The sequence below is a fragment of the Rhodanobacter ginsenosidimutans genome, from assembly GCF_042655685.1.
Taxonomy (GTDB): domain Bacteria; phylum Pseudomonadota; class Gammaproteobacteria; order Xanthomonadales; family Rhodanobacteraceae; genus Rhodanobacter; species Rhodanobacter ginsenosidimutans.
Genome location: NZ_JBHSMM010000001.1, coordinates 272906 through 298574, shown reverse-complemented (window position 1 = coordinate 298574; position 25669 = coordinate 272906). Strand labels below are relative to the sequence as shown.

Annotated in this window: 21 protein-coding genes and 1 tRNA gene; 8 read left to right on the top strand and 14 right to left on the bottom strand. The window is 62.9% G+C overall.

The features are described 5' to 3' along the window. Positions 1 to 4: 4 nt before the first annotated feature. From ACFPK0_RS01180 to ACFPK0_RS01140, 9 genes are all read right to left on the bottom strand, one after another. The gene (locus ACFPK0_RS01180; protein ID WP_377337801.1) at positions 5 to 1690 is read right to left on the bottom strand and encodes a DUF262 domain-containing protein; all 1686 of its coding nucleotides are present in this window, start codon (positions 1688 to 1690) and stop codon (positions 5 to 7) included. Continuing rightward, entirely contained in the window at positions 1687 to 5031 is a 3345-nt protein-coding gene (locus ACFPK0_RS01175; RefSeq protein ID WP_377337799.1) for an Eco57I restriction-modification methylase domain-containing protein, read from the bottom strand. Before ACFPK0_RS01175 ends, ACFPK0_RS01180 begins: the two co-directional genes overlap by 4 nt. 13 nt (positions 5032 to 5044) lie before the next feature. Beyond that, positions 5045 to 8485 carry a BREX system P-loop protein BrxC gene (brxC, locus tag ACFPK0_RS01170; RefSeq protein WP_377337797.1) on the bottom strand — a complete coding sequence of 1147 codons (3441 nt, stop codon included), beginning with the start codon at positions 8483 to 8485 and terminating at the stop codon, positions 5045 to 5047. A 15-nt stretch (positions 8486 to 8500) separates the two neighbouring features. Continuing rightward, positions 8501 to 9052, bottom strand: a complete 552-nt coding sequence (locus ACFPK0_RS01165; RefSeq protein WP_377337795.1) for a BREX protein BrxB domain-containing protein — start codon at positions 9050 to 9052, stop codon at positions 8501 to 8503. Beyond that, positions 9039 to 9932: a hypothetical protein gene (locus tag ACFPK0_RS01160; RefSeq protein ID WP_377337793.1), complete on the bottom strand. Its 894-nt coding sequence runs from the start codon at positions 9930 to 9932 to the stop codon at positions 9039 to 9041. Before ACFPK0_RS01160 ends, ACFPK0_RS01165 begins: the two co-directional genes overlap by 14 nt. Then, a complete protein-coding gene (locus ACFPK0_RS01155) occupies positions 9919 to 10218 on the bottom strand; it encodes a type II toxin-antitoxin system RelE/ParE family toxin (protein ID WP_377337791.1) in 300 nt (99 codons plus the stop codon). Before ACFPK0_RS01155 ends, ACFPK0_RS01160 begins: the two co-directional genes overlap by 14 nt. After that, positions 10215 to 10490 (bottom strand): YlcI/YnfO family protein, encoded by a 276-nt coding sequence (locus tag ACFPK0_RS01150; RefSeq protein WP_377337789.1) that lies wholly within the window; start codon positions 10488 to 10490, stop codon positions 10215 to 10217. The genes ACFPK0_RS01155 and ACFPK0_RS01150 overlap by 4 nt, the downstream gene beginning before the upstream one ends. Positions 10491 to 10549: 59 nt before the next feature. After that, positions 10550 to 11788 (bottom strand): tyrosine-type recombinase/integrase, encoded by a 1239-nt coding sequence (locus ACFPK0_RS01145; RefSeq protein WP_377337787.1) that lies wholly within the window; start codon positions 11786 to 11788, stop codon positions 10550 to 10552. Positions 11789 to 11962: 174 nt separating this feature from the next. Further along, positions 11963 to 12039, bottom strand: a tRNA-Met gene (locus ACFPK0_RS01140). A 173-nt stretch (positions 12040 to 12212) separates the two neighbouring features. On the opposite strand from ACFPK0_RS01140, the gene ACFPK0_RS01135 reads away from it, so the two are divergent. From ACFPK0_RS01135 to ACFPK0_RS01100, 8 genes are all read left to right on the top strand, one after another. Beyond that, entirely contained in the window at positions 12213 to 12767 is a 555-nt protein-coding gene (locus tag ACFPK0_RS01135; RefSeq protein WP_007082344.1) for an RNA pyrophosphohydrolase, read from the top strand. 58 nt (positions 12768 to 12825) lie between these two features. After that, positions 12826 to 13023 carry a (2Fe-2S)-binding protein gene (locus tag ACFPK0_RS01130; RefSeq protein ID WP_377337784.1) on the top strand — a complete coding sequence of 66 codons (198 nt, stop codon included), beginning with the start codon at positions 12826 to 12828 and terminating at the stop codon, positions 13021 to 13023. 126 nt (positions 13024 to 13149) lie between these two features. Beyond that, complete coding sequence (bfr, locus tag ACFPK0_RS01125) at positions 13150 to 13620, top strand: bacterioferritin (protein WP_007082342.1); 471 nt, start codon at positions 13150 to 13152, stop codon at positions 13618 to 13620. A gap of 106 nt (positions 13621 to 13726) precedes the next feature. Further along, positions 13727 to 14473, top strand: a complete 747-nt coding sequence (locus ACFPK0_RS01120; RefSeq protein WP_377337781.1) for a DUF6776 family protein — start codon at positions 13727 to 13729, stop codon at positions 14471 to 14473. Further along, positions 14460 to 14891 (top strand): bactofilin family protein, encoded by a 432-nt coding sequence (locus tag ACFPK0_RS01115; RefSeq protein WP_056606757.1) that lies wholly within the window; start codon positions 14460 to 14462, stop codon positions 14889 to 14891. The genes ACFPK0_RS01120 and ACFPK0_RS01115 overlap by 14 nt, the downstream gene beginning before the upstream one ends. A gap of 103 nt (positions 14892 to 14994) precedes the next feature. Further along, on the top strand, positions 14995 to 15363 hold the full coding sequence (gene erpA / locus ACFPK0_RS01110) for an iron-sulfur cluster insertion protein ErpA (protein WP_007082339.1): 369 nt from the start codon (positions 14995 to 14997) through the stop codon (positions 15361 to 15363). 14 nt (positions 15364 to 15377) lie between these two features. After that, the gene (gene nudC / locus ACFPK0_RS01105; RefSeq protein ID WP_377337778.1) at positions 15378 to 16349 is read left to right on the top strand and encodes an NAD(+) diphosphatase; all 972 of its coding nucleotides are present in this window, start codon (positions 15378 to 15380) and stop codon (positions 16347 to 16349) included. Positions 16350 to 16464: 115 nt separating this feature from the next. After that, positions 16465 to 17334, top strand: coding sequence for a beta-lactamase induction protein (locus ACFPK0_RS01100; RefSeq protein WP_377337776.1), 870 nt, complete (start codon positions 16465 to 16467; stop codon positions 17332 to 17334). A 48-nt stretch (positions 17335 to 17382) separates the two neighbouring features. On the opposite strand, the gene ACFPK0_RS01095 is transcribed toward ACFPK0_RS01100, so the two are convergent. The 5 genes from ACFPK0_RS01095 to ACFPK0_RS01075 form a co-directional block, all read right to left on the bottom strand. Continuing rightward, positions 17383 to 19257, bottom strand: coding sequence for an MFS transporter (locus ACFPK0_RS01095; protein WP_377337774.1), 1875 nt, complete (start codon positions 19255 to 19257; stop codon positions 17383 to 17385). Positions 19258 to 19534: 277 nt separating this feature from the next. Then, positions 19535 to 20818 (bottom strand): phosphoribosylamine--glycine ligase, encoded by a 1284-nt coding sequence (gene purD / locus ACFPK0_RS01090; RefSeq protein ID WP_377337772.1) that lies wholly within the window; start codon positions 20816 to 20818, stop codon positions 19535 to 19537. 80 nt (positions 20819 to 20898) lie between these two features. Beyond that, positions 20899 to 22287 carry an AMP-binding protein gene (locus ACFPK0_RS01085; protein WP_377337770.1) on the bottom strand — a complete coding sequence of 463 codons (1389 nt, stop codon included), beginning with the start codon at positions 22285 to 22287 and terminating at the stop codon, positions 20899 to 20901. A 233-nt stretch (positions 22288 to 22520) separates the two neighbouring features. Further along, positions 22521 to 23093 (bottom strand): L-threonylcarbamoyladenylate synthase type 1 TsaC, encoded by a 573-nt coding sequence (tsaC, locus tag ACFPK0_RS01080; protein ID WP_377337768.1) that lies wholly within the window; start codon positions 23091 to 23093, stop codon positions 22521 to 22523. Beyond that, on the bottom strand, positions 23094 to 25610 hold the full coding sequence (locus ACFPK0_RS01075; protein WP_377337766.1) for a DNA topoisomerase I: 2517 nt from the start codon (positions 25608 to 25610) through the stop codon (positions 23094 to 23096). It lies immediately after the preceding gene. Positions 25611 to 25669 lie beyond the last annotated feature (59 nt).

Genomic DNA, 25669 nt, shown 5'->3' with positions numbered 1-25669 from the left:
CTCTTCAAAGTCTCCAGTGTTCGGCCAATACGTCGAGCACCTCTTTCTGCCGCTTCTTGACAGAATCCGGAGTCCACACTGGTGTCTTGAGAACCTGAGTCGTCAATACATACGACGACACACCCTTAGTGCCACCAAAATAGGCCGTCTTCTTTTTAGCGAAATCAAAATTCTGCGCTTGCGAGTTTCGGCGTTGATTGAGGGGAACCAGGTTAGCAAGGCGGTGTACCCACGCCGCCCGAAGGTCCTGATCTGGCCAGGCCCGCTCCCATTCGCTGCCGGCGCTGACCGTCTGCGGCAACACGTGCTCTATCGTAAGAATGGTGGGGTCGTAAGTGGCCGCACCATCGGCGAAGAACGAATCCAACCGAAGGATGAGATAGTTGCGGCGCCGCGGTGTCAGCTCGTAGATGTTGCCATCCAGAGCCTGCGAGAACTCCTCCCGTTCCGCGTCAGAAAGCTCGACCAAGGAGGCTGGGTGCGCTGCGGAATGAGGTACATCCTTCAGCTCGCCAACGATGGTGGCATAGCGTTCGATGCGATCGTTCACGTTCTTTCGGCACACGTGCATGTACGCGGCCAATCGCTCCAGGCGAGAGAAAAACCACTTGGTGTATTCCGCGTCCGCACCCTTTTGTGCAAGAAATAAGATTGCAGGCGGAAGCCAATCTGCGTTGTCGATGCGGTTCAACCATCGCAGCAGACCGTTGATTTCGTCCGCGTTGGCCGTGGAGAGGTAGCGGCTATTCTTGGCAACGAGGTACGCGTCCGCATACGGCTCGATGACAGTATCAATCAAAGCCTCGGGCGAGGTGGCCGATGCGAGCACGTGCTCGCGAAATTCCTCCAAAAGCGCCCGCTTGGCCTTCGCGCGCGCATAGATGGTTCGAATATGGCCAAACAATTCGACGAACCCGCCACGTCCGGTCTCGACTTCAAGCTCCTCCCACTTCTCCGTAAAAGCATCTTGGCGCGCCTCTGATATCCGACCAATGACATCTGACTTGATGATGTCGGTCGGCAACAAATCTAGACCGCGACTGTTCAGCACCGAGAACACGCGAAACGCCGACTGCTGGCTGGGCGTCGACACCGCCACGAGAAAGCAGCGTTGCACGATGAACGCGCCGAAAGCACATTTGGCATCAACATCATCGCCGAATGACGTCGCTAGGCGAGCCAGCAAAAGACGGGCATTAGCCTGCAAATTACGCTGCGACTCATTGTCGAGCTGAGCGGGTTCGAGCGCCATCAGACCGTCGAAGTCCAGGCCTTGCACGTAGTCGGCGAAGAATTCCCGATCCCGCTCGCGAAGCGCCAGCCTAGGCTTGGGCTTCAAGCCCTGTGAAGCCCTGCCGGGCTCGCGGATGTAATTTTCGAAATCTGCTTTGAGCTCGCCGCCGAACTGCGCCGTTATCGCTGAAAGAAGCAACGTCAGTGTAGTCAGCCGCTGCTGGCCATCGATCACCTCAGCGCTGGGTTTATTTTCCTCCTTGATCAGGACAATCGAGCCGAGGAAGTAGGTGTCTTCGGGCTCCTTCAGGAAGAAGTCGTAGAGGTCATCGAACAACTCGGAGGTCTGGTCTACCGTCCACGCGTAGGGCCGTTGGTACGATGGAATGACATAGTCGAAGTCAGAACTGAAAATCTTCGCCAAAGGGTATTCGGCACCACTGATCTTCTTGCTCACGGCGCACTCCTTGCTTTGCGCTTCTGTTCCAGCGTCAGATGATGGTTGTTGATGCGGTCGCCGACCTTGCCGTCGTACTGCAGTCCGAGGTCATACCAGGGCGCGGACGGCACATCACTGCCACGATCCTTTTCCCATTTGATGTTCGGCTTGTCGCGCAGCACGCCAGCACCGCGCTTGCCCACATCGGGTACCGAGAGGAAGGGGCGAATGTTGAGGCGCACGCCGTCGTTCAGATCGGGGTTCCAGCCGATGGGCTGTTCTTCGATCGGCTTCCAGCGCACGAAGATGTCGTGTGGTTTCTCGCCTGCCAGGATCAGTTCCAGGCGTTTCTTCAGCACCTCGGCGGCGGCCAGCTTTTCCTCGGAACCGTCTACACCGTTGTCGGCATCTTTCTTTTGCCGACGCATCCAATCACTTTCCAGGTAGGTGTAGATCAAAGTCTCCAACGTCTTGTGGTCGAGTTTGTGATAGTTCACCAGGGCGGAGAATCCATCCGGCAGGCCATCCCACACATGCCATACAAAGGGTCGATTGCCAAACAGTGCGCAGTGCTGGGAGAAGAACTTGTCGCGCAGCCAAGTTTCCAGCGATTTACCGACGTGATCGACAGCAGTTAGCAGCTGCGCCAGGACGTCGCTGCCCCAGTCTGCTCCATAGGCATCGGCCAACAGATTTAGCAGGCGATCGCTGGCCGGTGACTCACGGCCTACAGGCGGAATGCAGACGATGCCGTCTTTGTCCGCATGAGATACGAGGGCCTCGCTGCGGACGATCCATGCGCGAGCCTCATCGGACAACTCCACCTTGTCGTCGGACTCTGCTGGCCAGCTGTATCCTACCAAGCGCGCGACTGCTACTTGGAGTGGATCCTTGGACGGAACTGGATGGCCATGGAATACCCACTGCGTTGGATCATCCGAGTATGGTTTTGGCAGGCCATGAGGATAGCGATCGGCCGCTTCTTCCCGCCACCTTGAAAAATCGACTTCAATCTTTGAAACGTACCCGTTATCAACACTTAATTTTTGATTAATTGCTCGCAGCCCGTCAAAGAATTCCACGGAGGTGCAAAAGCACCAGACCGCAGACAAGTCTTCTGGGTCCTTTGGGATAATTACTGGAGTTGAGTTTGAGAAGAAATGGCCGGAGTAAAGGGTGGCAGGTAGGTTACGCATTTGGCCGATAGCCACCCCCTTCCTCCCCCATGCGGAATCGCCGCGAATTGCGACTCCTTCAAATTCCTCCACTTCGCTCCACAGCACAACAGATTCACGTCCACCGTAAGGCTTTGTCTTGTTGCTTGGCCCTTGGAAAAATCGTGCGGCCGTCAAATCGCCGCATTCCCAAAAGAAGCGAACGAAACGGAAGTTATCGCCGGTGGATGTGCCTTGAAAGCAGCCTGCATACTTGGCGAAGAGTGTTTGCCCGGCAAACTCATCCAGAGACACGATCGCGTCGGGATTTTGAAGTAATTTTCTCTGATTGACAGGGACTAATTTGCCAGCCCGCAAAAATGCAGCTTTCTCTTGTGGGGACGTAAAAGCGCTGGCATCTATACCCTGCAGCGCCTCGTCTGGTCCAGCTGGCGAATTTGTGGTTGTCAACAGTATAGTGAATGCACCTGCAGCTTGCGGGCTATCGAAGCCGTGCTCATCGATGCGTGCAAGTAGATTCCAGCGAAGCCTTTTCAGAAGCTGCTCACGTTGTTTTTTGTACGTAGTTAGGAACAGCCAGTTTTGGGGCATCACAATTTGTACGACCCCTGCGGAACTTTGCTGGCCTAGTTCAATGCAGCGATCGAGAAACACATTCGCAAGGTCCCCCTTTGTGGTGGGGTAATTTTTTTCGCAAAAATCCCTCAACTCATCGCAAAGTTCGTTAATTTTCTTGTAGGGGACATTCGTAATTACTAAGTTGTATCGCGCGTCTAGTAGATGCGCCGCTTCGAGCAATCCTTGCGCACTCAGCGCCAACTCCCAGCGATCAGCGTCCTCGTTCAAGAGATAGGGCGGCCGTTCAGTGGCCAGGGCTTTACGCAACAACGTTTGCAGCGTCTCGTAACTGGAGGTGACTAGGTCATTCTTCAGGCTGCGCGCCGGGTCCAGCAAACTACCTAGCAGTGGCGCTCCCGAGAAGCTCGTGTGCAATTGACGCAACTCTTGGCGCACGTACTCGACATTGGGCGACTCATCAGGCACCAAGGCCTCCCAGTCCTGCGCCTTGGCCGCCACTTTTAGCCCACAGCACGCGATGTTGGGCGCGGGGATCTCCCGTACACCGAGCGGCTTGTCCGATGCGTCCGGATAGCGCCAGGCTTCCAGCGCCACAGCGAACACGGCGATCTCCACGCAGCGCTGGTCCAGCTCTAGCCCATGGATGTTCTCGGCCAAGACGCGGTTAACCGCCTCTTTGGCACTCAGGCCCTCCGACGCCATGCGCATCGGCACCAGCATGAGGAAGGAGGCCACCAGGAAGTGACCCGAGCCGCAGCACGGATCGAGCAACTTGAAGTCCGCCAGCGAGTCGGGCCAGCCATCGAACTTGCCGGACGCCGGGGTGCCGTCTTCCAGCGTGCGGAAGTAGTCGAGGTTGACCGGACATGGTTTGCCCGGATGCCGCGTGGCCCACCAGGCGCCGAGCGAGTTATGCAGTAAGAAGGCCACCATGTATGGCTCGGTGAAGAGCTGGGTGACGGCGGGCAACTCGTCGGCGCCGATCTTCACTTCCGACTTGTTGATCCGCTCCTTGTTGTCGGCCTGCCAGAACTGGTAGACCCAGCCGAGGCTGTCGCTGGCTTTGAACACGGCATCGGGCAGGTCCTTCAGCAGGCGTTCCAGCTCGCTCTGATGTTCGGGTGCAAAGATCAGCTCAAACACCGGCGAGCCGGGCTTGAACACCTGTGGCAGCATGCGGGCGGCCAGCCTGCCGGCAAGCTCCCAGCCGTTTTTCGCGCCTTCGTCGGGGGCCAGCTCGTCGCATTCCTCGATGGTGACGGCGACGCCGTCGTACATCAGCAGGTTGTTGTCAGCCAGGAAGCGCGCGAACAACATACGGTGCCAGTGCTGGTAGGCCACCTCTTGCACCAGATGCTGCATCTCTTGCTTGCCATAGGTCGGGTTGGTGCTCTTCGAGTCGCGGCCGTCACCGAGCCGCTTGCCGTGGGTCCGCAGGCGGTTGCGCAGTGCCTTCTCGGCATCGCTAAGAAACGCTTCTGGCTTGTCGTGGCCAACGCCAAGTTGGTCTACCGCCGCGTGCGCAGCAGCTTCAGCGACCGTGCGGGCTGCTTTAACCGTTTTCTCCAGCGCGCTGCGCAGGTCTTTATCCAGTGCTTGCATCATGCGTGTTCAGGCCTCAGTGAAGAACGACCGGGCCGTTTTTCAGGGCCTGCGCGATGGTCCGTTTGGCATCCTGCAGCCAGGCCTCGATGTCTTCTTCCGTCTTGATGGTGCGGCTGGGCAGCTTGACGAACTGTGCCTTGGGTTCCATCAGCTCGGCGGCAGCCACCAGCACGGCGTCGAAGCGCGAGTCAATGGCGGCGACGCGGTCGGCGAACGACGAGAGTGAAAGTCGATCCACCGTGGCCAGCACCTCGTCGGTGTTGGCCACTTGCACTTTGGGTGCGTCCGTGAGGGTGAGTTTCTGAGTCGCCAGCAGGCTGTTGCGCTGCTCGGGCTCCAGCTGCTTCCAGTTGGTGTCGGCGTCCAGGCGTGCCATGCCGCTCTTGTGGCGAGCCTGGTAGTCGGTATACAGACGGTTTACTTCATCACGCAGCAACTGGGTGAGGCTAGCTACTAGCGGCTTGACGAGGTCGGGGTCTTCAAGCAGCTGCCGCTGTTGCTCCAGGTGTGTGACCTGCGCAATCAGGACGTCGGTACCGGACAATCCTTTGCCTTGCGCCAGCAGGCGTTGGAGCGTGCTCCAGGCGGGAATACGCTTTTCGATACGCTCAGCCAGGTCAGACCAGTTTTCGATGGCAGCGCTGAGTTCGTCGCGCTGGTTGTACAGGGCCAGCAACTGTTCGTTGCCTGCGGTGAGGCGAATTTCTTCTAACCCGGCAGTATCTGGGCGTGCTGGGCGTGGAGCGTCGCCGCCCGCACGGCTAGCCAGCTCTTGCGCGTTGACCAAGAACTGCGGCACGTAAGCCAGCTCTTCGCCTTGCTTAGCCGTGAGGCCGACCTTCTGCAGCACCTTGCGGATCTGGATGCGCTGCGCAGCTGTCACGATGGCGGACTCGACCTTGAACATGGTCTTGCCGATGGCTTTGCGCTCCAGGTCCTTCGGGTCGATGGTTTGCCCCTTTTCGTCCTGGGCGCGAATGAGCCCGGCCACCAGCAGCACCTGCAGGCCACCGTCCACGGCATCACCTGGCCAGCCGTAGACGGCACCTTCGAAGTTCTTGCGGAGATCGATGCCTTTCTTGCCGCCGGCAATAAAGGCCAGGATGGCTTTACAGACAGGGTTTTTGGCGGGCTCGCCGTCGTCACCCACGCTCTTGAGCGCATCCGGCGCACCTTTCTGCGCCTTTTCGTAGACCTTGGACCAGCCGGCGTGGTCCGCGATGTGGAACTGCGGGTAGAGTCTTTGCAGCGCATTGGTGGCGGCGTCTAGGACCATGTCCTGCAGGTCGGTACCCAGAATCTCATTGCCGCCGCCTTGGAAAATACGGGCGCCCGAGAAGGCCTCTTGCAGAAGTTCGCGGATCTTGCCTTCGGCAATTTGCCTGGTCGTCTTCATGGCATCGCAGGCTTCGATGCCTTCTGCGGTGTTGGGCACACCGCGCTTGTCCAGCGTGGCGCTGGATGCTTTGAAATCAATCAGGTAGTGACGCAGGTCGTCTGCCGAGCGTTTGGGGATAAATACGAACACAGTGGGTGACTGGTTACCCGCCTGACGTGCATCGGCACGCACCGAGTTCTCATCAGAGCTCCAACCATCACGCACCCAAATGCAGACCTTCTCGTTGGCATCGCCCGGCAGCTGGGCATCGAACACCGGGAAAATGTCGCGTGTGACCTTAGACGTACCTTGGGTGAGCGACAGCTTGCGCACCATTTCGCCGAAGCGGCGGCGGATACGATCGTCGCGCTCCGCATCCACGCGATGGGCTTCGTTCGCCAGGCTGTTGCGCTGGCTGAGGAACTCGTCATTCCAGGCGGCGCTTTCTTCGGTCTGGATGCGGTACTCGTCACCGACTTTCATCAACAACTCGCACTTGTCGAGCAACCCCGGAAGCTTGCTACGCAGTGCGCTGGAGCCTTGGGTAAGATCTTCGACTAACAGGTCGGCAAGCGTATCGGCGGTGGCGTGTATACCTATTTCGTTGTTGTTGCTGGCCAGCTTATTGATCAGGAAGACCAAGCCACAGGCGCGCGCCATCAGGCGCTGGTCATCCGTGCCTTTGGCCCAGACCATGGTTTTTTCATGAACCTTGCGCGGGAGAATGCGCGACTGGAGCAGTTTGTCGGCGGCGTCGAAGTAGAGGTAGTCCGCTGGCACCACACTGCCGACCGGGGCATCCACATTGGTCTGGATGACTTTGTGGATCATTGATAGTTGGTTACGCAACTGGCTGTCGGTGCCGGTCTGGTCCAGCACGCGCAAGGTGTTCTCCCAGAAGCGCCGGCGCACCGGAAGGATAGGGTAGTCCTGCGGAAAGAACTGGATGTCGTCGGCGCGGTGACCGATGGTGGTGCCGGCCAGGTGGCGCGAGATTTCGCCCAGGTTGGTTTGCATCACCTTTTCAACCGGGGCCTTGGCCTCCGGCTTCTTGGCCAGGATGACTTTTCGGATCACCGCGTCCACATCCGCGTCAGACAATTCCACGCGAACGGTGAAGCGGCCTTCGAGCTTTTTGAGGTTGGAAGTCCCGGTAACAGCGGTCTGGCCGGTGCCGATGAAGAGCATCTTGCCGCCGATGTTCTTGCAACAGGCCTCGACCACTTCCTGCACATCGATAGATCGCTGGCTGTCTTCGCCGATGTACTGCTGCACCTCGTCCAGCACCACCACGGTCAGGGGAAACTTGCCGTCGCGGGTCAGCGCCTGACGGATAGCCTTGAGCATGTCGCCGCTGGAAACGTCCTGCACGTAGGGGTACAGGTTGTTCAAGGTCTCGACGCAGGACGCTGCGGAAGTGAAGAGGTTCGGCTTAGCTTTAACCAAGGCCTCGTGCAAACCCTCAGCGACGTAGAAGTTGTCGAGTTCTTCGCTCCAGTCGAGGCCACTCTTCTCAACGTGGCTGCGGACGGCATCGTAGATGCCTTCATGCTGAAGCCACATGACGAAGCGCGCTACCGGATATTGCTCAGGTAGGCCGACAGATTTGAACAGGATGCCCAGCAGCGCCATGCGAACCGACTTGTCGCGGGAGCTGGAGCCCAGCGTTCCAGATGCGGCGTGCAGGCCGCCATGGCGCTTGGCTTGGGTTGTGAGCTCTTTTAGCTGGTCGCTCACATTCTGGGGCAAAGTGGCGATGCCGCGTGCTGTGGCGCCGTCGTCAAACGCGCTATCTACCCAAAGAGCGCGCAGCATCTTGACCAGATGCGACTTACCCGATCCGTAGAAGCCGCTAACCCATACGGCGGGTTGTTCAGCCTGTTCGATGTTCTTCAGGTAGACGTCAAGGATGTGCTCCAGGCCTTTTTCATACTGGCCGTCGCAGACAAAGGTTTCCAGCTCGTACCGCAGGACGGACAGCGCCTGGTTGGTCTTTTCGTCATTGACGCTAGCCACGCCCTCGTTGACCAGCTTTTGGGTCGACGGATCTTTTTGGTAGATATCGCGATTGAGCATGAGATTCCCCCTGAATCAAAATTCTTTATCTGCGGTGATGGGTATCGCCAGATAGTTCCAGCCGTCGTACCCGTCCAGCAGGCGATAGTTGTTGTCTTCGTAACTGCCGGGGAAAAACACCAGCAAGCGGCCTTTCACCTTGGGTGCGAGCTTGTCCACGACTTCCTTGACCTTCAGGAAACCGAACAGGCTGCCAACGCCCTGGAGCGCTACGACGAAATCCTCGCTGACGCCTTTGGCCTGTAGGAAGGCCTCGAACTCAGCTTCGATATAGCCGAGATACTTGGGCAGCAATGTGGTCAGCAGGTTGGGCTTTTGGAAGTAGCTCTTGGCGTAGCGCTGAGATGCGAGCCAACTCGGGAACGAGTCCGTCAGGTCAAACAAGGCCCAGCCATGGCCCGCGGCACGGGTAGCGATTTCAAACTCGTCGACTTTGGCGCGCAGACGGAGCTCTTCCGTCTCGTGGTAGACGCAGAAGATCACTCGCTGAGCGGCGGCGGCATCATCGCGCCACGGCACTGCTACATACTTACCGTAAGACTGGATCAATCGTTTAATTTTGCTCACGTAGCCACTCCATTTCCTGCGTAGTGATCAGGCTTGGGAAAAGCACCTCGATCACCTGGCCGACACGCTTGACCGATATCCACCCACGGCGCGAAGCGTCTTCAGCCAACTCGATTGTCCTTTCGAATGAGCAGTCAAGCATCCGAGTGAAGTCGCTCTTGAAAAGCGATTCGCCACGCAGACCGCTGACGTACCCCAAAAGCAATGCAAAGGACACCGTACCCGGAGACGATACCGCGCAGGCGCGCACCTTGCGGACGCGGCCAGCTAGATGACCCGATTGAGTCCAGGACGAGTTGATATTTTGCGCAGTAGATTTGAGCGTGGCCTTGCTAAAGCGCCCCGGCTCTTGCGCATCGATGAACTCCTCCATCGCTTCACGAGTAACAGTGCCCCCTTCTTGAATCCCCAGAATAAAGGGAGCGGTCGCCCGAAAAAGAGGGTCGCGCACCAGGGAGCACAGCGCCGCCAACGACGGCTGCCCATCGAGGTCACGTTGCCAAAAGAAGCGTAGAGCGCGAAATACGAGCAGGCCTGGATCCAGCGCGTAGAGATCGGCCAAATGTCGAAAGGTCAACGTACGCGTTTTGCCAGAGCGTTTACCGAGGCAATTCGCTGCCTGGATCGCTTCCAGATACTCACCCTTGGCCGCGTCGGCCTGGTCCACATAAGACAACAAGGCGCGCAATTCGACCAGCATCATCGTCCGAGCAGTGTGGACTCCGCCACGCTCATAGCTAAATCCGAGGCGCTCCAGATTGTTACCTTGCTTTTGCTTCACTTGGAGTTCGCTTTCAATTTTCAATACGTCCAAATAGCCCGCTGCCGCAACACCGCATAGCGCTCCGTAAGCTGTCGTGTTTTGTTCAGTGGTAGTCATCTTCACGCTGATGGCGAACGGCAAGGATCGTCACAGTGTGATCTCCCTCAATCTCATAAAGTGCTACGTAACCTGACGCACCGAAGGAGACCAACAACTCGCGAAGAAACGGGTCATCTGGTTCGGCTTTGCGGCAGGTAAAGGGAAATGACCGAAGCAGCTCGACGCTCTTCTCGATGGCCTCCATTGCACCCTGCGCCGCCTTCATGTCCTGCTCCAGCAGGAAACCATACAACCGCAACAAGTCGTCGCGGGCTGCCCACGTGTAGCGGACGCGCCAAGTCACCGCTTGACCTTGCCTGCATTTGCTTTGGTTAGCATGCCTCGCAGTTCCGCATGCACCGTTTCGGCGTCGAAGTACTCACCCGTCCGTCGCGCTTCATCGCGCGAAGCCAGACCGCGCGCCACGAACTCGTCTTGAAGCTGGCGACGGGTCACCTGATCGCGCAGCGATTGCTCCATGAAGCTGGAAAGGCTCTCACCTTCGCGCAGAACGGCCTCAGCGGCTTGGCGCAACTCGGGATCAACTCGGAGGGAAGGCATTGAAGCGGATTTCATGGGCTCACCTATGCGTTGCATTTGCAACGCAAGGTTAGCACGTTGCTGAAGCACTGCGCTTATGCCGTTACTCCTTGGTGCGCGTTGCCTCCCATCTTTAGCATGTCCAAGTAGTCGGCCCATGCCTGCATGACCTTTCGTCGCTCGGGCAGATGCTGGGCCTTGTTGTACACACCAACGATTCCAGGCTCCTTGTGGGATAGCTGACGTTCCAAGGCTTCGGGATTCCACCCCAACTCCCCCAACAACGTTCGCGCCATGTGGCGGAACCCGTGGCCCGTAATGATGCCCTTGTAACCAATACGAGCCAGCGCCGCGTTTACTGCGCCATCTGACATATGACGCTTCGGATCGCGAGCCCCCGGAAACAGATAGCGCCCATGGCCCGTCAACTGGCGCAGTTCGCGAAGTATCTCCAGCGCCTGTCGACTCAAAGGCACGATATGCGGTGGCGTGGAGGGGTTTTCCTTGGCCGCCTTCTTCAGCTTTCGATTCATGGGCGGCACCGTGTAAGACGGGTGCTCGCCATCCAGGTCAAAGTGCGTCCACTCCGCCATGCGTATCTCGCCCGGCCGACAGAACCACAAGGGCGCCAACTTCAAGGCGCACTGCACAGGGAGAGTGCCCGTGAAACCATCGATTGCACGCATCAACTCACCCACACGTTCGGGGTCGGTGATCGTCGGATGATTCTGAGGATTACGGCTTGGCAAGGTGTCGCGTAGATCCGCCGCAGGGTCGCGACTGGCCCGCTCAGTGGCGACGGCAAATCGAAACACCCGACTGAGCTGATGGCGTAGGCGATGAGCCTGCTCGATGTGCCCCTGCTTGACCAGGTAAGCGAATAACGGGCGAATCTCTGCCACTCCTATGTCAGCGACCGGCAGGCCGCCGATCCTGGGGAAGGCGTGATTCTCCAATCGCCCGCATTCTTTGGCGAACTGGCCGGCTGTCCATTCAGGTTTCTTCACCGCCAGCCATTCGCGAGCAACAACCTCGAAACTGTTGGCGGCGCGATCCATGCCAGCAGCCTTTTCGGCCTTGCGTTGCACACCGGGATCGACGCCCTGGGCGAGCAGCTTACGCGCGGCATCGCGCCTCTCGCGTGCATCGGCCAAACCGGTGTCGGGATAGGTGCCAAGGGATAGCCGCTTCTCCTTGCCCGCAAACCGGTACTTGAGCCGCCACCACTTGCCCCCGGATGGAGCGACTTCAAGATACAAGCCTCCACCGTCAAACAGCCGCTGCGGCTTATCGGCGGCCTTGACCTTGCGAACAGTGGCATCGGAAAGCGCCATAGGGGGCAACTCCCTGGAGGCATTAATACCTGCCCCCAATATTGCCCCTTGTTGCCCCCGGATTACAATGGACGCGTCTGGACACGACCGGAGACCACAAACCCGTCAATCCCTTATGCTACCTTGATTTACATGGCAAGCCTGGAGGGGAGTGGGCGGGAATGGATACTGATTTGGTGGCTATGGGTGGACTCGAACCACCGACCCCAGCATTATGAGTGCTGTGCTCTAACCAGCTGAGCTACATAGCCATTGGGAACCCGCCGCGGGGGATCAGAACGATCACGGGTGGGGCGCGGCAGTTTAGTCGTCTGGACCTTTCTGTTCAAGCCTTGAGCTTGCCGTGGCTTCGCGCGCCGTGCTTGAATCGACTTGACGGGTACGGTCCCGTGCGGCGCTGCGCCGCGTGATCCGAGGACGCGAGATGATTGACGCTGATGGTTATCGACCCAACGTGGGCATTGTTCTGCTGAATGCAGACGGCCGGCTGTTCTGGGCGCGCCGGGTCAATCGCGATGGCTGGCAGTTCCCCCAGGGCGGCATGCGCAGCGACGAGACGCCGCTGGAGGCGATGTACCGCGAGCTGGAGGAGGAGACGGGCCTTTCCGAGCACGATGTTGAGGTGGTCAGCGCCACGCATGGCTGGCTGCGTTACCGCCTGCCGGGCCGCTACGTGCGTCATCACCAGCGCCCCACCTGCATCGGCCAGAAGCAGGTCTGGTTTCTGCTGAAGCTGGTGGGTGGCGAGGAGGCGTTGAAGCTGGATGCGGGCGAGAAACCCGAGTTCGATATCTGGCGCTGGGTCGATTTCTGGTACCCGGCGGCGCATGTGGTGAATTTCAAGCGGCAGGTCTACGAGCGCGCGCTGCGGCAGTTTGCGCCGCTGGTGGAAGGCCTGTTCCAGGTGGATCTGGGCACCGCTCCGCCGCGCGAAAGCACCGCGCCAACGCCGCCGCAGGGCGGTCGCAAGGTGGCCTGAGCGTCATCGTCGTCTTTTGTTGTTGACAATCATTCGCATTCGCGTTCTTATACGCGCCATGTACGTCTGCATGTGCAACGCCGTTACCGACCATGACATCCGCCGCGAGGTGGCCGATGGCGTGCGCACGTTCGCCGAGCTGCAGGCCCGCACGGGTTGTTCCGATTGCTGCGGCTGCTGCGAGCCGGAGGCCCGCGCCATCCTGGAGCAGGCGCTGACCCAGGTGTCGTTTCCGCTGCCGCTCGTCACAGCCTGAAACCCTTCCCCTTGCAACACGCGTTTGCCGCATCGCTGCGATGCATCGGCAAACCATTCCCGTTCGCGTTTCGCCCCGCTGCCGGTGACCTTTGTATAGTCGGCGGGTCGTCAACGGAGAACTGCCATGAAGGGTGATGCCAAGGTCATCGAGTTCCTGAACAAGGTGCTCTACAACGAACTGACCGCGATCAATCAGTATTTCCTGCACTTCCGCATGCTCAAGGACTGGGGCTACACCGAGCTGGCCGAGCATGAGTACAAGGAATCGATCGAGGAAATGAAGCACGCCGATCATCTGATCGAGCGCATCCTGTTTCTCGACGGCCTGCCGAACCTGCAGCACCTGGGCAAGCTGCGCATCGGCGAGAACGCGCTGGAATCCATGCAGGGCGACCTGGACCTGGAGCTGGCCGCGGTGAAGGATCTGCGCGAGGCGATTGCGTACAGCGAAGGCATTGCCGATTACATCAGCCGCGACCTGTTCAAGAACATCCTGCACGACGAGGAGGAGCACATCGATTGGCTGGAGACCCAGTTCAGCCTGGTGCGCGACATCGGCGCCGAGCGCTACCTGCAGAGCAAGATGCAAAGCTGAAGTCCATCGTTGTGACCTGCGGCGCTTTTCCGGAGCGCCGCCAGGCGGCCCACCTTGACCGCCTCGCCGTGGCGACGCTATACCTTGGGTTTGCCGGGGGAGTCACATGGCCTCACGACCACCACCGCGCTTCGTGGTGCGGCCGCACAGCGAGCGGCGTTATCGGGGATTCTGGCTGGGCCTGGCCTGGCTCGGCAGCGTGGTGCTTACCGTCGCGCTGGTGGCATGGCTGACGTCGCACGACGCGCCCGCCAGCGTCGACCACCGCCAGCAGCGCGCGTTGAACGCGCAGATCGAACAGCTGAAACAACAAGTCGCCAACCTCGAAAGCGCCGCGCGGGTGAACGAGGTGGCCACCCGCTCCCTGCGAAATACGCTGACCCAGCGCGAAACCGAACTCAGCAGCCTGCGCGCCGACCTCGGCTTCTATTCCCGCCTGATAGGTGGCGAAGGCCAGCGCACGGGGCTGCAGGTACAGGGCGTGCGACTGCGACCCATCGCGGGGTCGCACGGCTGGGACATCGGCCTGAGCCTGTCGCAGAACACCCGCCGCGGCAGCGACATCAGCGGCGCCGTCACGGTCAGCGTGGAGGGATTGCGTGGCGACAAGGTGACCCGGCTGGACTGGGCCACCCTGGGTGACGCGGACCAGAAGGCCGGCATCCCGTTCAAGTTCCAGTATTTCCAGCAGCTGCGCGGCACCCTGGTGCTGCCAGCCGATTTCCGCCCCACGCGGCTGCGCCTGCATATCCAGCCCGAAGGCCAACCCGCCATTGTCCGCAGCGTCGCCTGGAGCGACGCACTCAGCGGCAACATCAATACCGTCCTGGGAGACAACGATGCTCAACCGTAAGCGCCGAGAACGCCACCAAGCCAGCGACGACACCAGCCTGATCGCCCGCGGCACCGTGATCCGCGGTGACCTCTGCTTCCGCGGCGCGCTGCATCTCGATGGCCGCGTCGAGGGCACCATCGTGGCCGAGGGCGAGGATGCGATGTTCACGCTCAGCGAGCACGGCCAGGTCGATGGCGAGATCCGCGTGCCGCACGCGATCCTCAACGGCCATGTCACCGGCGACGTGTGGGTGACCACCCGGCTGGAGCTGTCGGCGCAGGCGCGTATCGACGGCAACCTGCGCTACCACACGCTGGAAATGGCCGCCGGTGCCCAGATCAACGGCAGCATCAGCCGCGAAGGCGATGGCGGGGAAGCTGCCGCGCCGCACGAATTGCCGGCCCCCGCCGAGACGGAAGAGGCCGTATCCGCCTGAGCCGGCGAGCGCGATGGCGCCCCGCGCGCCAGCCGCGTTCATGGAGGCGGAGGCCGTCGCGGGTATGCTTGTACCGTCCCGCAACGACCCCATCTGGAACGTCATGAACACTTTCGTCGCCATTCCCGATTACCGCAGCGCCAGTGCGCCGCTGCTGTTCACCGCGGCGGCCGCCAGCAAGGCGCATGAGCTGATCGCCGAAGAGGGCAACCCCGACCTGAAGCTGCGCGTGTACATTTCCGGCGGCGGTTGCTCGGGTTTCCAGTACGGCTTCACCTTCGACGAGGCCCAGGCCGAGGACGACCTGGCGGTCGAGCGCGAAGGCGTGACCCTGCTGTGCGATCCGCTGTCGCTGCAGTACCTCACCGGCGCGCAGATCGATTACGCCGAGAACCTCAGCGGCGCGCAGTTCGTCATCAGCAATCCGAACGCCAAGACCACCTGCGGCTGCGGGTCGTCGTTCTCCGCCTGACCGGCTCGCCTCGCATGGACCGGGCCAGCACGCCGCCACCCAACACCTTTGCCGGGCTCAGCTTGGTGCTGGACCGGGTAGCCGAGCGGCGCGATGACCACGCCTGGATCGATGCCAAGGCCCGATCCGGTGATGCGCGTTACCTGCTGCTCGACGCTGCCGGCGACACCTTGCTGCAACGCGACCGCCAAGCCCTGCGCTGGCTGGACGTCACCGAGCGCGAACAACGGCTGGGCGACGTGCCCGCAAGCATGCTCGGCCTGATCGACGGGCGCCCGCATTTCGTACTGGCGCTGGATGATGCCGCCCGCACCAGCGCACTGGCGGTTTCGCTGGGGGCGCCTTTCGCCAGCCTGCGTCACTCGGCGCTGCAGCTGCCGATCGAAGAAGCAGCCTTGTTCGCATACGCCAAGGGGCTGGTGCACTGGCAACGCGAGACCCGCTATTGCGGCCGTTGCGGCGCAACGCTGCGCCTGGTCAGTGCCGGTCACCGTGCGCAGTGCAGCAATACGGACTGCGCGCGCGTGCATTTCCCGCGCACCGATGCGGCGATCATCGTGGTCGTCGAACACGACGGCGCCTGCCTGCTGGGGCGGCAAGCCGGCTGGCCGGTGGGCCGTTATTCGACGCTGGCCGGCTTCGTCGAACCGGGCGAAACGCTGGAGGACGCGGTGCGGCGCGAAGTGGCCGAGGAATCGGGCGTGCTCGTGGACGAGGTGCACTACCACTCCTCGCAGCCGTGGCCGATGCCCGCCTCGCTGATGGTGGGCTTCACCGCCACCGCGCATTCACGCGAGATCGCCATGCGCGACCACGAGCTGGAGGAAGCGCGCTGGTTCACCCCACAGCAGATCGCCGACGGCCTGGCGGACGGCAGCTTCCTGCCCTCACCGCCGCTGTCGGTGTCCTACCGCCTGCTGGCGCATTGGCTGCAACGGCGCGGCGGCATGGATCTGGACGACCTGGTCGCTGCGGCCGGGCGGTAGATCTCGCTCACCCGAATCCGCAACGCGGCTGACCACATGCGTTGAAGTTTCAGCCGTCCAGACGGCGGATCGTCCCTCGCTTACAATGTGTGCCATTCGTCCGCGAGTGTTTGTCATGGCCATCAGCCTGCTCATCGTCCTCATCGTCCTTGGTCTGCTGCATTTGCGGCCGCAACTGGCCCGCTGGGGCGGCGACCGCCCGTTTCGCCAGTGGGTGCGGCAACTGGGTGACACCAGCGGTGTGGGGCGTGTGGTGCTGGCGTTGCTGTTGCCGCTGGTGCTTTGCGCCGCGGTAGCGTGGCTGCTGGGGCGGCTGCCGCTGGGTGAACTGTGGCAGATGCTGTTTGCGCTGGCGGTGCTGCTGTATGCGTTCGGGCCGCGCGAATTCGAGGCGGACCTGGAAGCAATCGTGCAGGCCCCCGACGGGCTGCAGCGCGAAGCCACCGCGCAGGCGCTGACCGAGGATGGCGAGACGGTGGCCTGGCAGGCAGCCGCGCTGGGCGAAGCGGTGGCGTACGCCGCCTTGCGTCGGCGCTTCGGCGTGCTGTTCTGGTTTTTCCTGTTCGGCCCGGTTGGCGCGCTGGCGTACCGGCTGGGGCAGACGCTGGGGCGCGATCGTTCACTGCAGCTGGACGACGCCAGCGCGGTCAGCGCGCGTCATGTGGCCAATGCGCTGGACTGGCTGCCGGCGCAGCTGCTGACCCTGACCCTGGCGGTGGTCGGTCACTGGGAGGCGGTGATCGGCGCATGGCAGCGCTGGCACGCCCAGGCCGCCACCAACAACTGGTACAGCGTGGGGCCGGGCTTTCTCGGTGCGGCCGCCCGCGCCGATGCGATCAGCGACATCGAGGGCGGCGACGGCTACGCCGAGGATCGCACCGACCCGCTGACCGAGCTGGTGCGGTTGCGCAGCGCCTTGCTGCGTGCCTTGCTGGCGTGGCTCAGCGTGGTGGCGTTGATCGTGATCGGCGGCTGGGTGGCTTGAAGGCCGGGATTGGGGATTCGGGATTGGGGATTCGGAAAGGCGCTGTCGCTAGGCGAGGTCGCCGCGTAGTTCGTTGACGCGTGATTCCAGCGTTTCGGCGCTGGCTTGTGCGGGCTCCAGTGGTGCGCCGGCGACGAGTTCCACGCGGGCGCGGAAGCGGCGCGGCAAGCGGGCGCGGTGCATGCGTGAATCGCGGCGGCTCCATACGCTGCCCCACAGGCCGCGCAGCGCCAGCGGCACGACCGGCACCGGGCGACGCGCCAGGATTTTCTCCACGCCGGGGCGGAACGGGGCGATCTGGCCATCGCCGGTCAAACCGCCTTCGGGGAAGATGCACACCACCTCGCCTGCGGCCAGCGCGTCGTCGATCGCGTCGTAGGCCTGCTGCAATACGGCCGCATCCTCCTTGTAACCGGCGATGGGAATCGCCTTGGCGGTGCGGAAGACGAAGCTCATCAGCGGGATGTTGAAGATCTTGTAGTACATGACAAACCGCACCGGCCGCCGCAGCTGCGCCATCAACAGCAACGGGTCCATGTAGCTGACGTGGTTGCACACCAGCAGCACCGGGCCATCCTCGGGAACGTGCTGCAAACCGTCGGCACGCACGCGGTACAGCGTGTTCACCAGCACCCAGGTGATGAAGCGCATCAGGAACTCGGGCACCAGGGTGAAGATGTACGCGGCCACCGCGATATTGAGCAGCGCGGCGGCGAGGAAAATCTGCGACGCATTCAGACCGAGCGCACCCAACCCCAGGCCGAACCCCGCCGCCAGCACGATCAGCAAGGCGTTGACGATGTTGTTGCCGGCGATGATACGCGACAGCTTCTCGCGCGGCGCCCGCGCCTGCACGAAGGCAAACAGCGGCACCACGTAGAAACCGGCAAACACGCCGATCAGGGTGAGGTCGAGCGCGACGCGCCAGCTGCCCGCACCGTGCAGGAAGGTCAGCCAGTCCACACCGCGCACCGCCGCGATGCCGTGTCGCGCGAGATACAGATCCACTCCGAACACGGTGAGCCCGAACGCGCCCAGCGGCACCAGCCCGATCTCCACCCGCTTGCCCGACAACCGCTCGCACAGCAGCGCGCCGATGCCGCTGCCGACCGAGAACAGGGTCAGCACCAGCGTATTCACCGAACCGTCGCCGCCCAGCGTCTCGCGCGTGTAGTTGGGCAGTTGCGCGATCAGCACGGTACCGAAAAACCAGAACCACGAAATGCCCAGCACCGCGTTCCACACGGCGCGATCCGCGCGCGTGATGCGCAGCACGCGCGCCGTCTCGCTGAACGGGTTCCAGTTGAATTTCAGCTCTGGCGCGGTGGCCGGCGCGGCGGGAATCCTGCGACTGACCAGATACCCCGCCACCGCCACCGCGATGGTGGCGCCCGACGCCAGCAGCGGGCCCACGCCGGCCACCAGCATCAGGGCATTGCCCGCGATCATGCCGATCAGGATCGCCAGCTGCGTGCCCATCTCCACCAGGCCATTGCCACCGACCAGTTCAGCCGGCTTCAACGCCTGCGGCAGAATGGCGTACTTGATCGGCCCGAACACCGTCGAGTGCATGCCCATCATGAACAGCACCACCAGCAGCAGCGAGAGGTGATGGGTGTAGAAACCGATCGCCGCAACCACCATCGCCGCGATCTCGAACAGCTTCACCCAGCGAATGATGCGCGTCTTCTCGAACTTCTCCGCCAGCTGCCCCGCCGTGGCCGAGAACAGGAAGAACGGGATGATGAACAACGCCGGCGCGAAGTTCGTGTACAGCGACACGGTGTAGTCGCCCAGCCCCATCTGGAACGCCACCAGCATCAGCAGCGCATTGCGGAACGCGTTGTCGTTGAACGCCCCCAGCGCCTGGGTCCAGAAGAACGGTGCGAAACGACGCTTGCCCAGCAATGCGAATTGGCTCATGCGAATCCATGGCAGGTGGGTGGGGGTGTCGGGTGCTTTCTGACGTTATCTGGAGTGTGGGACAAGAGCGCCCTCATCCGCCCTGTCGGGCACCTTCCCCCGCAGAGCGGGGGAAGGAAGCTGGCTGTTTTTCGAGGGGTCCGATCGCTCCCTTCCCCCGTGCAACGGGGGAAGGTGCCCGGCAGGGCGGATGGGGGCGCTTTTCGCCACACAATCGATCTCCCTCCAGAACCCCAACACCAATGCAGTACGACCCGCCCGCAGGCCCAGCGCAGGCTCAATCGCGGTGCAACGCCCGGTGCGCGATATCGCGGCGATGGAACGCGCCTTCGTAGTGGATTTTCTCGATGGCAGCGTAGGCATGTGTGCGGGCGGCGGCAAGGTCGTTGCCGAGTGCGCAGACGGTTAGCACACGGCCGCCGGCGGTAATCGCGCGGCCTCGTGGGTCGAGCTTGGTGCCGGCGTGGAAAACCTTGACGTCGGGCGCGGCGACGGCATCCAGCCCGTCGATCACGTCGCCGCTGCGCACCCGCGCCGGATAGCCTGCGGCAGCCAGTACCACGCCGATGGCGGGGCGGCGGTCCCAGCGCGCGCTGACTTCATTCAGACGGCCATCCAGTGCGGCGTCGACCAGGTCCACCATGTCCGATTTCAGCCGCATCAGGATGGGCTGCGTCTCTGGATCGCCGAAGCGCACGTTGTATTCGATGACCTTGGGATTGCCCTGCTTGTCGATCATCAGCCCCGCATACAGGAAGCCGATGAACGGCGCGCCTTCCAGCGCCATGCCGCGCAGGGTGGGTTCGATCACTTCCTTCAGGATGCGCTGCTCGACTTCCGGCGTGACCACCGGCGCGGGCGAGTACGCGCCCATGCCTCCGGTGTTGGGGCCGAGGTCGCCTTCGTCACGGCGCTTGTGGTCCTGGCTGGAGGCCATTGGCAGGGCGTGGCTGCCGTCGCTCATCACGATGTAGCTGGCTTCCTCGCCGTCCAGGAATTCCTCGATCACCACGCGGGCGGAGGCGTCGCCGAAGCTGTGCGCGCCCAGCATGTCGTGCAGGGCCAGCTCGGCATCGGCCTGGGTCAACGCCACCACCACGCCCTTGCCGGCGGCCAGGCCGTCGGCCTTGATCACGATCGGCGCGCCATGCTGGCGCACGTACGCCAGCGCCGGCTCCAGCTCGGTGAACACCGCGTAGTAGGCGGTGGGAATGTTGTGCCGCTGCAGGAAATCCTTGGCGAAGGCCTTGGAGCCTTCCAGTTGCGCGGCGATGGCGCGCGGCCCGTAGATGCGCAGGCCGGCGTCGCGGAAGCGGTCGACCACGCCGGCCACCAGCGGCACTTCGGGGCCCACCACGGTCAGCGCGATGCCTTCGTCACGGGCCAGTTTCAGCAGGCCATCGATATCGGTCACGGCCACGTCGGCGTTGCGTACGCCCGGTTCGTGGGCGGTGCCGGCGTTGCCTGGCGCCACGATCACTTCGCTGACCCGCGGCGACTGCTTCAGCTTCCACGCCAGCGCGTGTTCGCGACCGCCGCCGCCGATGACGAGAACCTTCATGTACTGCTCCGATACAGATGCGCGCCGGCGCGGCGCCGTCGCGCATTGTAGGGCACGCTGCGCCCTGGACGCCGGCGCGGTCAGTTTGGCGAATGGCCTTCGTCGGCCGTCTGCAGCAGCGCCAGCAACGCGGCGCGCGGCAATTTTCCGGTTTCATTGCGCGGCAGCGCGTCCACCAGCCGCAGCGGCCGGGGCAGGAACAAGGGGTCGATCGCGCGGCGCAGCGCGTCGAGGATGGTGTGCTCGTCCAGCCCCGGCGCCACCACCACGGCCGCGATGCGGCGCACGCCGATGGTGTCGGCGTCGTCCAGTTGCAGCATCACGCCGTCGCGCACGCCGGGGATGGCCAGCAGGCGGCGGGTGAGATCAGCCAGCGAGGCGCGCTTGCCGGCGATTTCCAGCAGGTCCGCACGACGACCCCGCAAACGGAACCGCCGGCCGCCATCGTGCAGGCTGACCAGGTCGGCCAGCGCCACCGCATCATCGAGCTGTGGCGCATCGACCAGGGTGCCGTCCGGCTGCGGGTGCAACTGCACGCCGTCGAACAGCGACCACTCCTCCTGCACGCTGGCGCGGCGGCTGGCGAACACACAGGTCTCGGTGGAACCGAACACCTCCAGCAAGGGCGCGCCGAAGCGCTGCTCGGCGGCCAGCGCCAGTTCGCCCGACAACGGCGCGGTGGCCGAGACCATCGCCGCCAGCGGCGGCAGCGCGATGCCCGAATCGACCAGCGCACGCAGGTGCACCGGCGTGGTCACCAGCACGCGTGGCGCGGGCACCTCCGCCAGCGCCGCCGCCACATCGGCGGGAAAGAACGGCCGCCCGGCATGGATGCCGATATCGCCCAGCAAGGGCAACAGCACCGACATCTCGATGCCGTACATGTGCTGCGGCGGCACCGTGGCCACGACCTCGAACCGCTGGCCCAGCTCGGCGCGCAACATCCGCAGGTTGCCCTCGGTGCTGGCGTGGAAGCTGCGCCAGGTTTTCCGGTTGGCGCTGGGCGCACCGGTGGAGCCGGAGGTGTAGCCGATCGCCACCACCTGGTCGGCGTCGATCAATGGCAGCACGAAATCGCTGCTTTCGGCCGTCGCCTCCAGTGGCGACATCGTCTGGTAGCGCGGCGGCGCCAGATCCAGCGGCAGGTCGCCCAGCACATGGCAGCCGGGATGCGCCGCCATCACTTCGTCCACCGCCTGCGGTGCGCGCGAGGAGGGCAGCAGGTTGGTCTGGCCACGCAGCGCGATGGCGCAGAACGCCACCAGGAACGCGTAGCGATCCTCACACAGGTTGACCGTCGCCGCCGTGGCCGGCAACTGCGCCGCCACCTGTCGCACGTGGCCGAGGAATTGGGCGGCAGTGACCGCGGCGCCATCGCGCCAGGCCACCGTGCGATCGGCGGCGGTGGCGAACAACAGGGGCAGCCGGCTGGGCGCCTCCTGCTGGAATGTGTCGTAGACGATGGCCAAGCGGGGTTCTCCTGTGGCATCCGGCCGGTCGGCAGGTGCTTCCGTGCAGACGGTTCAGCGGCGAATTATTACGCGGCGGCTCAGAGCTTGTGAAGAAAACCACTTCCGGTGGTTTTCTTCTATTGCGAGTCCGGTACATGCCCGGACTCGCTCACGCGAATCAATCACTTGCGTGACCGATTCGCGGCCGACCATCAATGGCCGGCCTTAGCGGTTGAAGAAATCACAACCTCTCAGTGCCGAATGGTGGCGCCGGTGAGGGCGTCGCGGATGGTCGTGGGGCGATCCTGCTGTCCCAGCGGCGCGTCCAGCAGGCCGTCCAGCGCGTTGCCGAAGTAGCTGGCCACCGTGTCCGCCGAGCGGGCCGGTGCGCTGCCGTGCGGGTTGGCGCTGGTGGAAACCAGCGCGCCACCGTAGGCGCGGCACAAGGCTGCCGCCGGTGCGTGGGCCGTCACCCGCAAGGCGATACCGGCGTGCGCGCCGGCGATCCACTCGGGAATGTCGGCGGCGCGCGGAAGAATCCAGGTGTGCGGCCCGGGCCAGCTGGCCTGCACCTGCGCCAGCACGTCAGCGGGGACGGCGGCGCGGTCGATGTAGCACTCCACCTGCGCGAAGTCCGCTGCGATCAGCAGCACGCCTTGCGTGGGCGGCCGTTGCTTCAGCGCAAACAGGCGCTCGAACGCCGTCCGGTTGCGCGGGTCGCAGCCCAGGCCGAACACCGCTTCGGTCGGATACGCCAGCACGCCGCCGTCGCGCAGCAGCGCGGCGGCGGCATCGATCTGGCCCTCGGCAAAGCGCTGCAACACTCAGGCCTCGCCCGCGTCCGAGGTGCCGGCGGTTTTGGCTGGCGTCTTGCGCGCCGTGGTCTTCTTCGCCGCGGCTTTCTTGGTGGCCGTTTTCTTGGTTGCAGATTTCTTGGTGGCGGTCTTCTTGGTGGCCGTCTTTTTCACGGCGGCCGTTTTGGCAGCCGGCGCCTTTTTCGCGGCCACTTTCTTGGCGGCTGTCTTCTTGCCGAAGCGGCCTTTCTTCACCGGCGCGGCGGCCAGCAGTTCGAGGCATTGGGCTTCGGTCAGCGTCTTGGGTTCCTGGTCTTTCGGGATCCGTGCGTTCTTTTCGCCATCGGTGATGTAGGGGCCGTAGCGGCCATTCAGCACCTGCACGCCATTGCCGAAGTCGAGGATCAGGCGGTTGGCCAGCATCTCCAGTTTCTCGGCCACCACCTGCAGCGCGCGGGGCAGTTCGATGGTGTACGGATCATCCTCGGCCTTGAGCGAGGCGTAAGTGCTGCCCTGCTTCACGAACGGGCCGAAGCGGCCGATCGCCACGCTGACCTCGTCGCCGTTCTCGGCCTGGCCCAGCTTGCGCGGCAGCTTGAACAGCTCCAGCGCGTCAGCCAGGGTGATGGTGTGCATGCTCTGGCCGGGGCGCAGGCTGGCGAAGGTGGGCTTTTCCTCGTCGTCCTTGGTGCCGATGGCCGCATACGGCCCGAAGCGGCCCAGCCGCACCGACACCGGCTTGCCGGTTTTCGGATCGGTGCCCAGTTCGCGCGCGCCGGTGGCCTCGCTGCGGTCGACCGATTCGGTCTTCTCGTCCACTTGCTGCTTGAACGGCTGCCAGAAGCGCTCCATCAACGGCACCCAGGCTTCCTCGCCGCGGCTGACGGCGTCAAGCTCGTCTTCCATCTTGGCGGTGAAGTCGTAGTCGACGTACTGGGTGAAGTGCTGGGTGAGGAACTTGCTGACCGCGCGGCCCACGTCGCTGGGCTTGAAGCGGCGGCTGTCAAGGTAGACGTACTCGCGGTTCTGCAGCACCTGGATGATGCTGGCGTAGGTCGACGGGCGGCCGATGCCGTGCTCTTCCAGCGCCTTGACCAGGCTGGCTTCGGAATAGCGCGGCGGCGGTTCGGTGAAGTGCTGGTCGGCGGCGATCTCGTGCAGCGGCACGGCCTCGCCTTTTTCCAGCCGCGGCAATCGACGGCCTTCGTCGTCGTCATCGGCCTTCTTCTGGTCGCTGCCTTCCTCGTACACCGCAAGGAAGCCGGGGTCGACCACCGTGGTACCGCTGGCGCGGAACGAGGCGTCGCCACCTTCCACATGCGGCAGCGCGAATTCCACCGAGACGGTGTTCAGCGTGGCGTGGATCATCTGGCAGGCGACGGTGCGCTTCCAGATCAGCTCGTACAGCTTGCGCTGGTCGTCGTTGAGATACGCCGCTACCGACCGTGGCGTGTGCATCGCCGAGGTGGGGCGGATCGCCTCATGCGCTTCCTGCGCGTTCTTCGACTTGGTCTTGTACACCTGCGGCGCATCCGGCAACGCCTTGGCGCCGAAGTCGCGGGCGATCAGCTGGCGCAGTTCGGCCAGCGCGTCGTCGCCGAGCATGGTGGAGTCGGTACGCATGTAGGTGATCAGGCCCACGTTGCCCTCGTCGCCCAGCGCCACGCCTTCGTACAGGCCCTGCGCCACCTTCATGGTGCGGCTGGTGGTGAAGCCCAGCTTGCGCGCGGCTTCCTGCTGCAGGGTGGAGGTGGTGAACGGCGCGGCGGGGCGGCGCTTGCGCTCCTTCGAGCTGACCTCGCTGACGGTGAGACGGCCACGCGCGGCCTGTTTCAGCGCGTCGCGGGCCGCCTGTGCATCGGCCTCGTTGGTGAGGTCGAACTGTTCGAATTTCTTGCCGTTGAGCCGGGACAGGCGGGCGCTGAAATCGCCCTCGGCGTGCTTGAGCTGCGCCTCGATGGTCCAGTATTCGCGCGCCTTGAACGCCTCGATCTCCTCCTCGCGCTCCACGATCATGCGCAACGCCGGCGACTGCACGCGGCCGGCGGAAAGCCCGCGCTGCACCTTGCGCCACAGCACCGGCGACAGGTTGAAGCCGACCAGGTAATCCAGCGCGCGGCGCGCCTGCTGCGCATCGACCAGGTCGTGCGACAACTGCCGTGGCGAGGCCACCGCGGCCTTGATCGCCTTGGGCGTGATCTCGGAGAACACCACCCGGTGCAGCTGCTTGCCCTTGGTCAGGCCACGCTCGTTGAGGATCTCGCTGATGTGCCAGCTGATCGCCTCGCCTTCGCGATCCAAGTCGGTCGCGAGATAGATGTCGTCGGCCAGCTTGGCGGCCTTGGCAATCGCGTCGACGTGTTTCTCGTTACGCTCGATCACCTCGTAGGCCATGGTGAAGCCGTGCTCGGTATCGACCGCGCCCTCCTTCGGCCGCAGGTCGCGCACGTGGCCGTAGGAGGCCAGCACCTGGAAGTCCTTGCCGAGGTATTTGTTGATCGTCTTGGCCTTGGCCGGCGATTCGACGATGAGCAGGTTTTTTGCCATGAAACTGGATTTCCACAAACGTAAAGACCGCCGCCGGGCGACGGGCGCATATATATAGT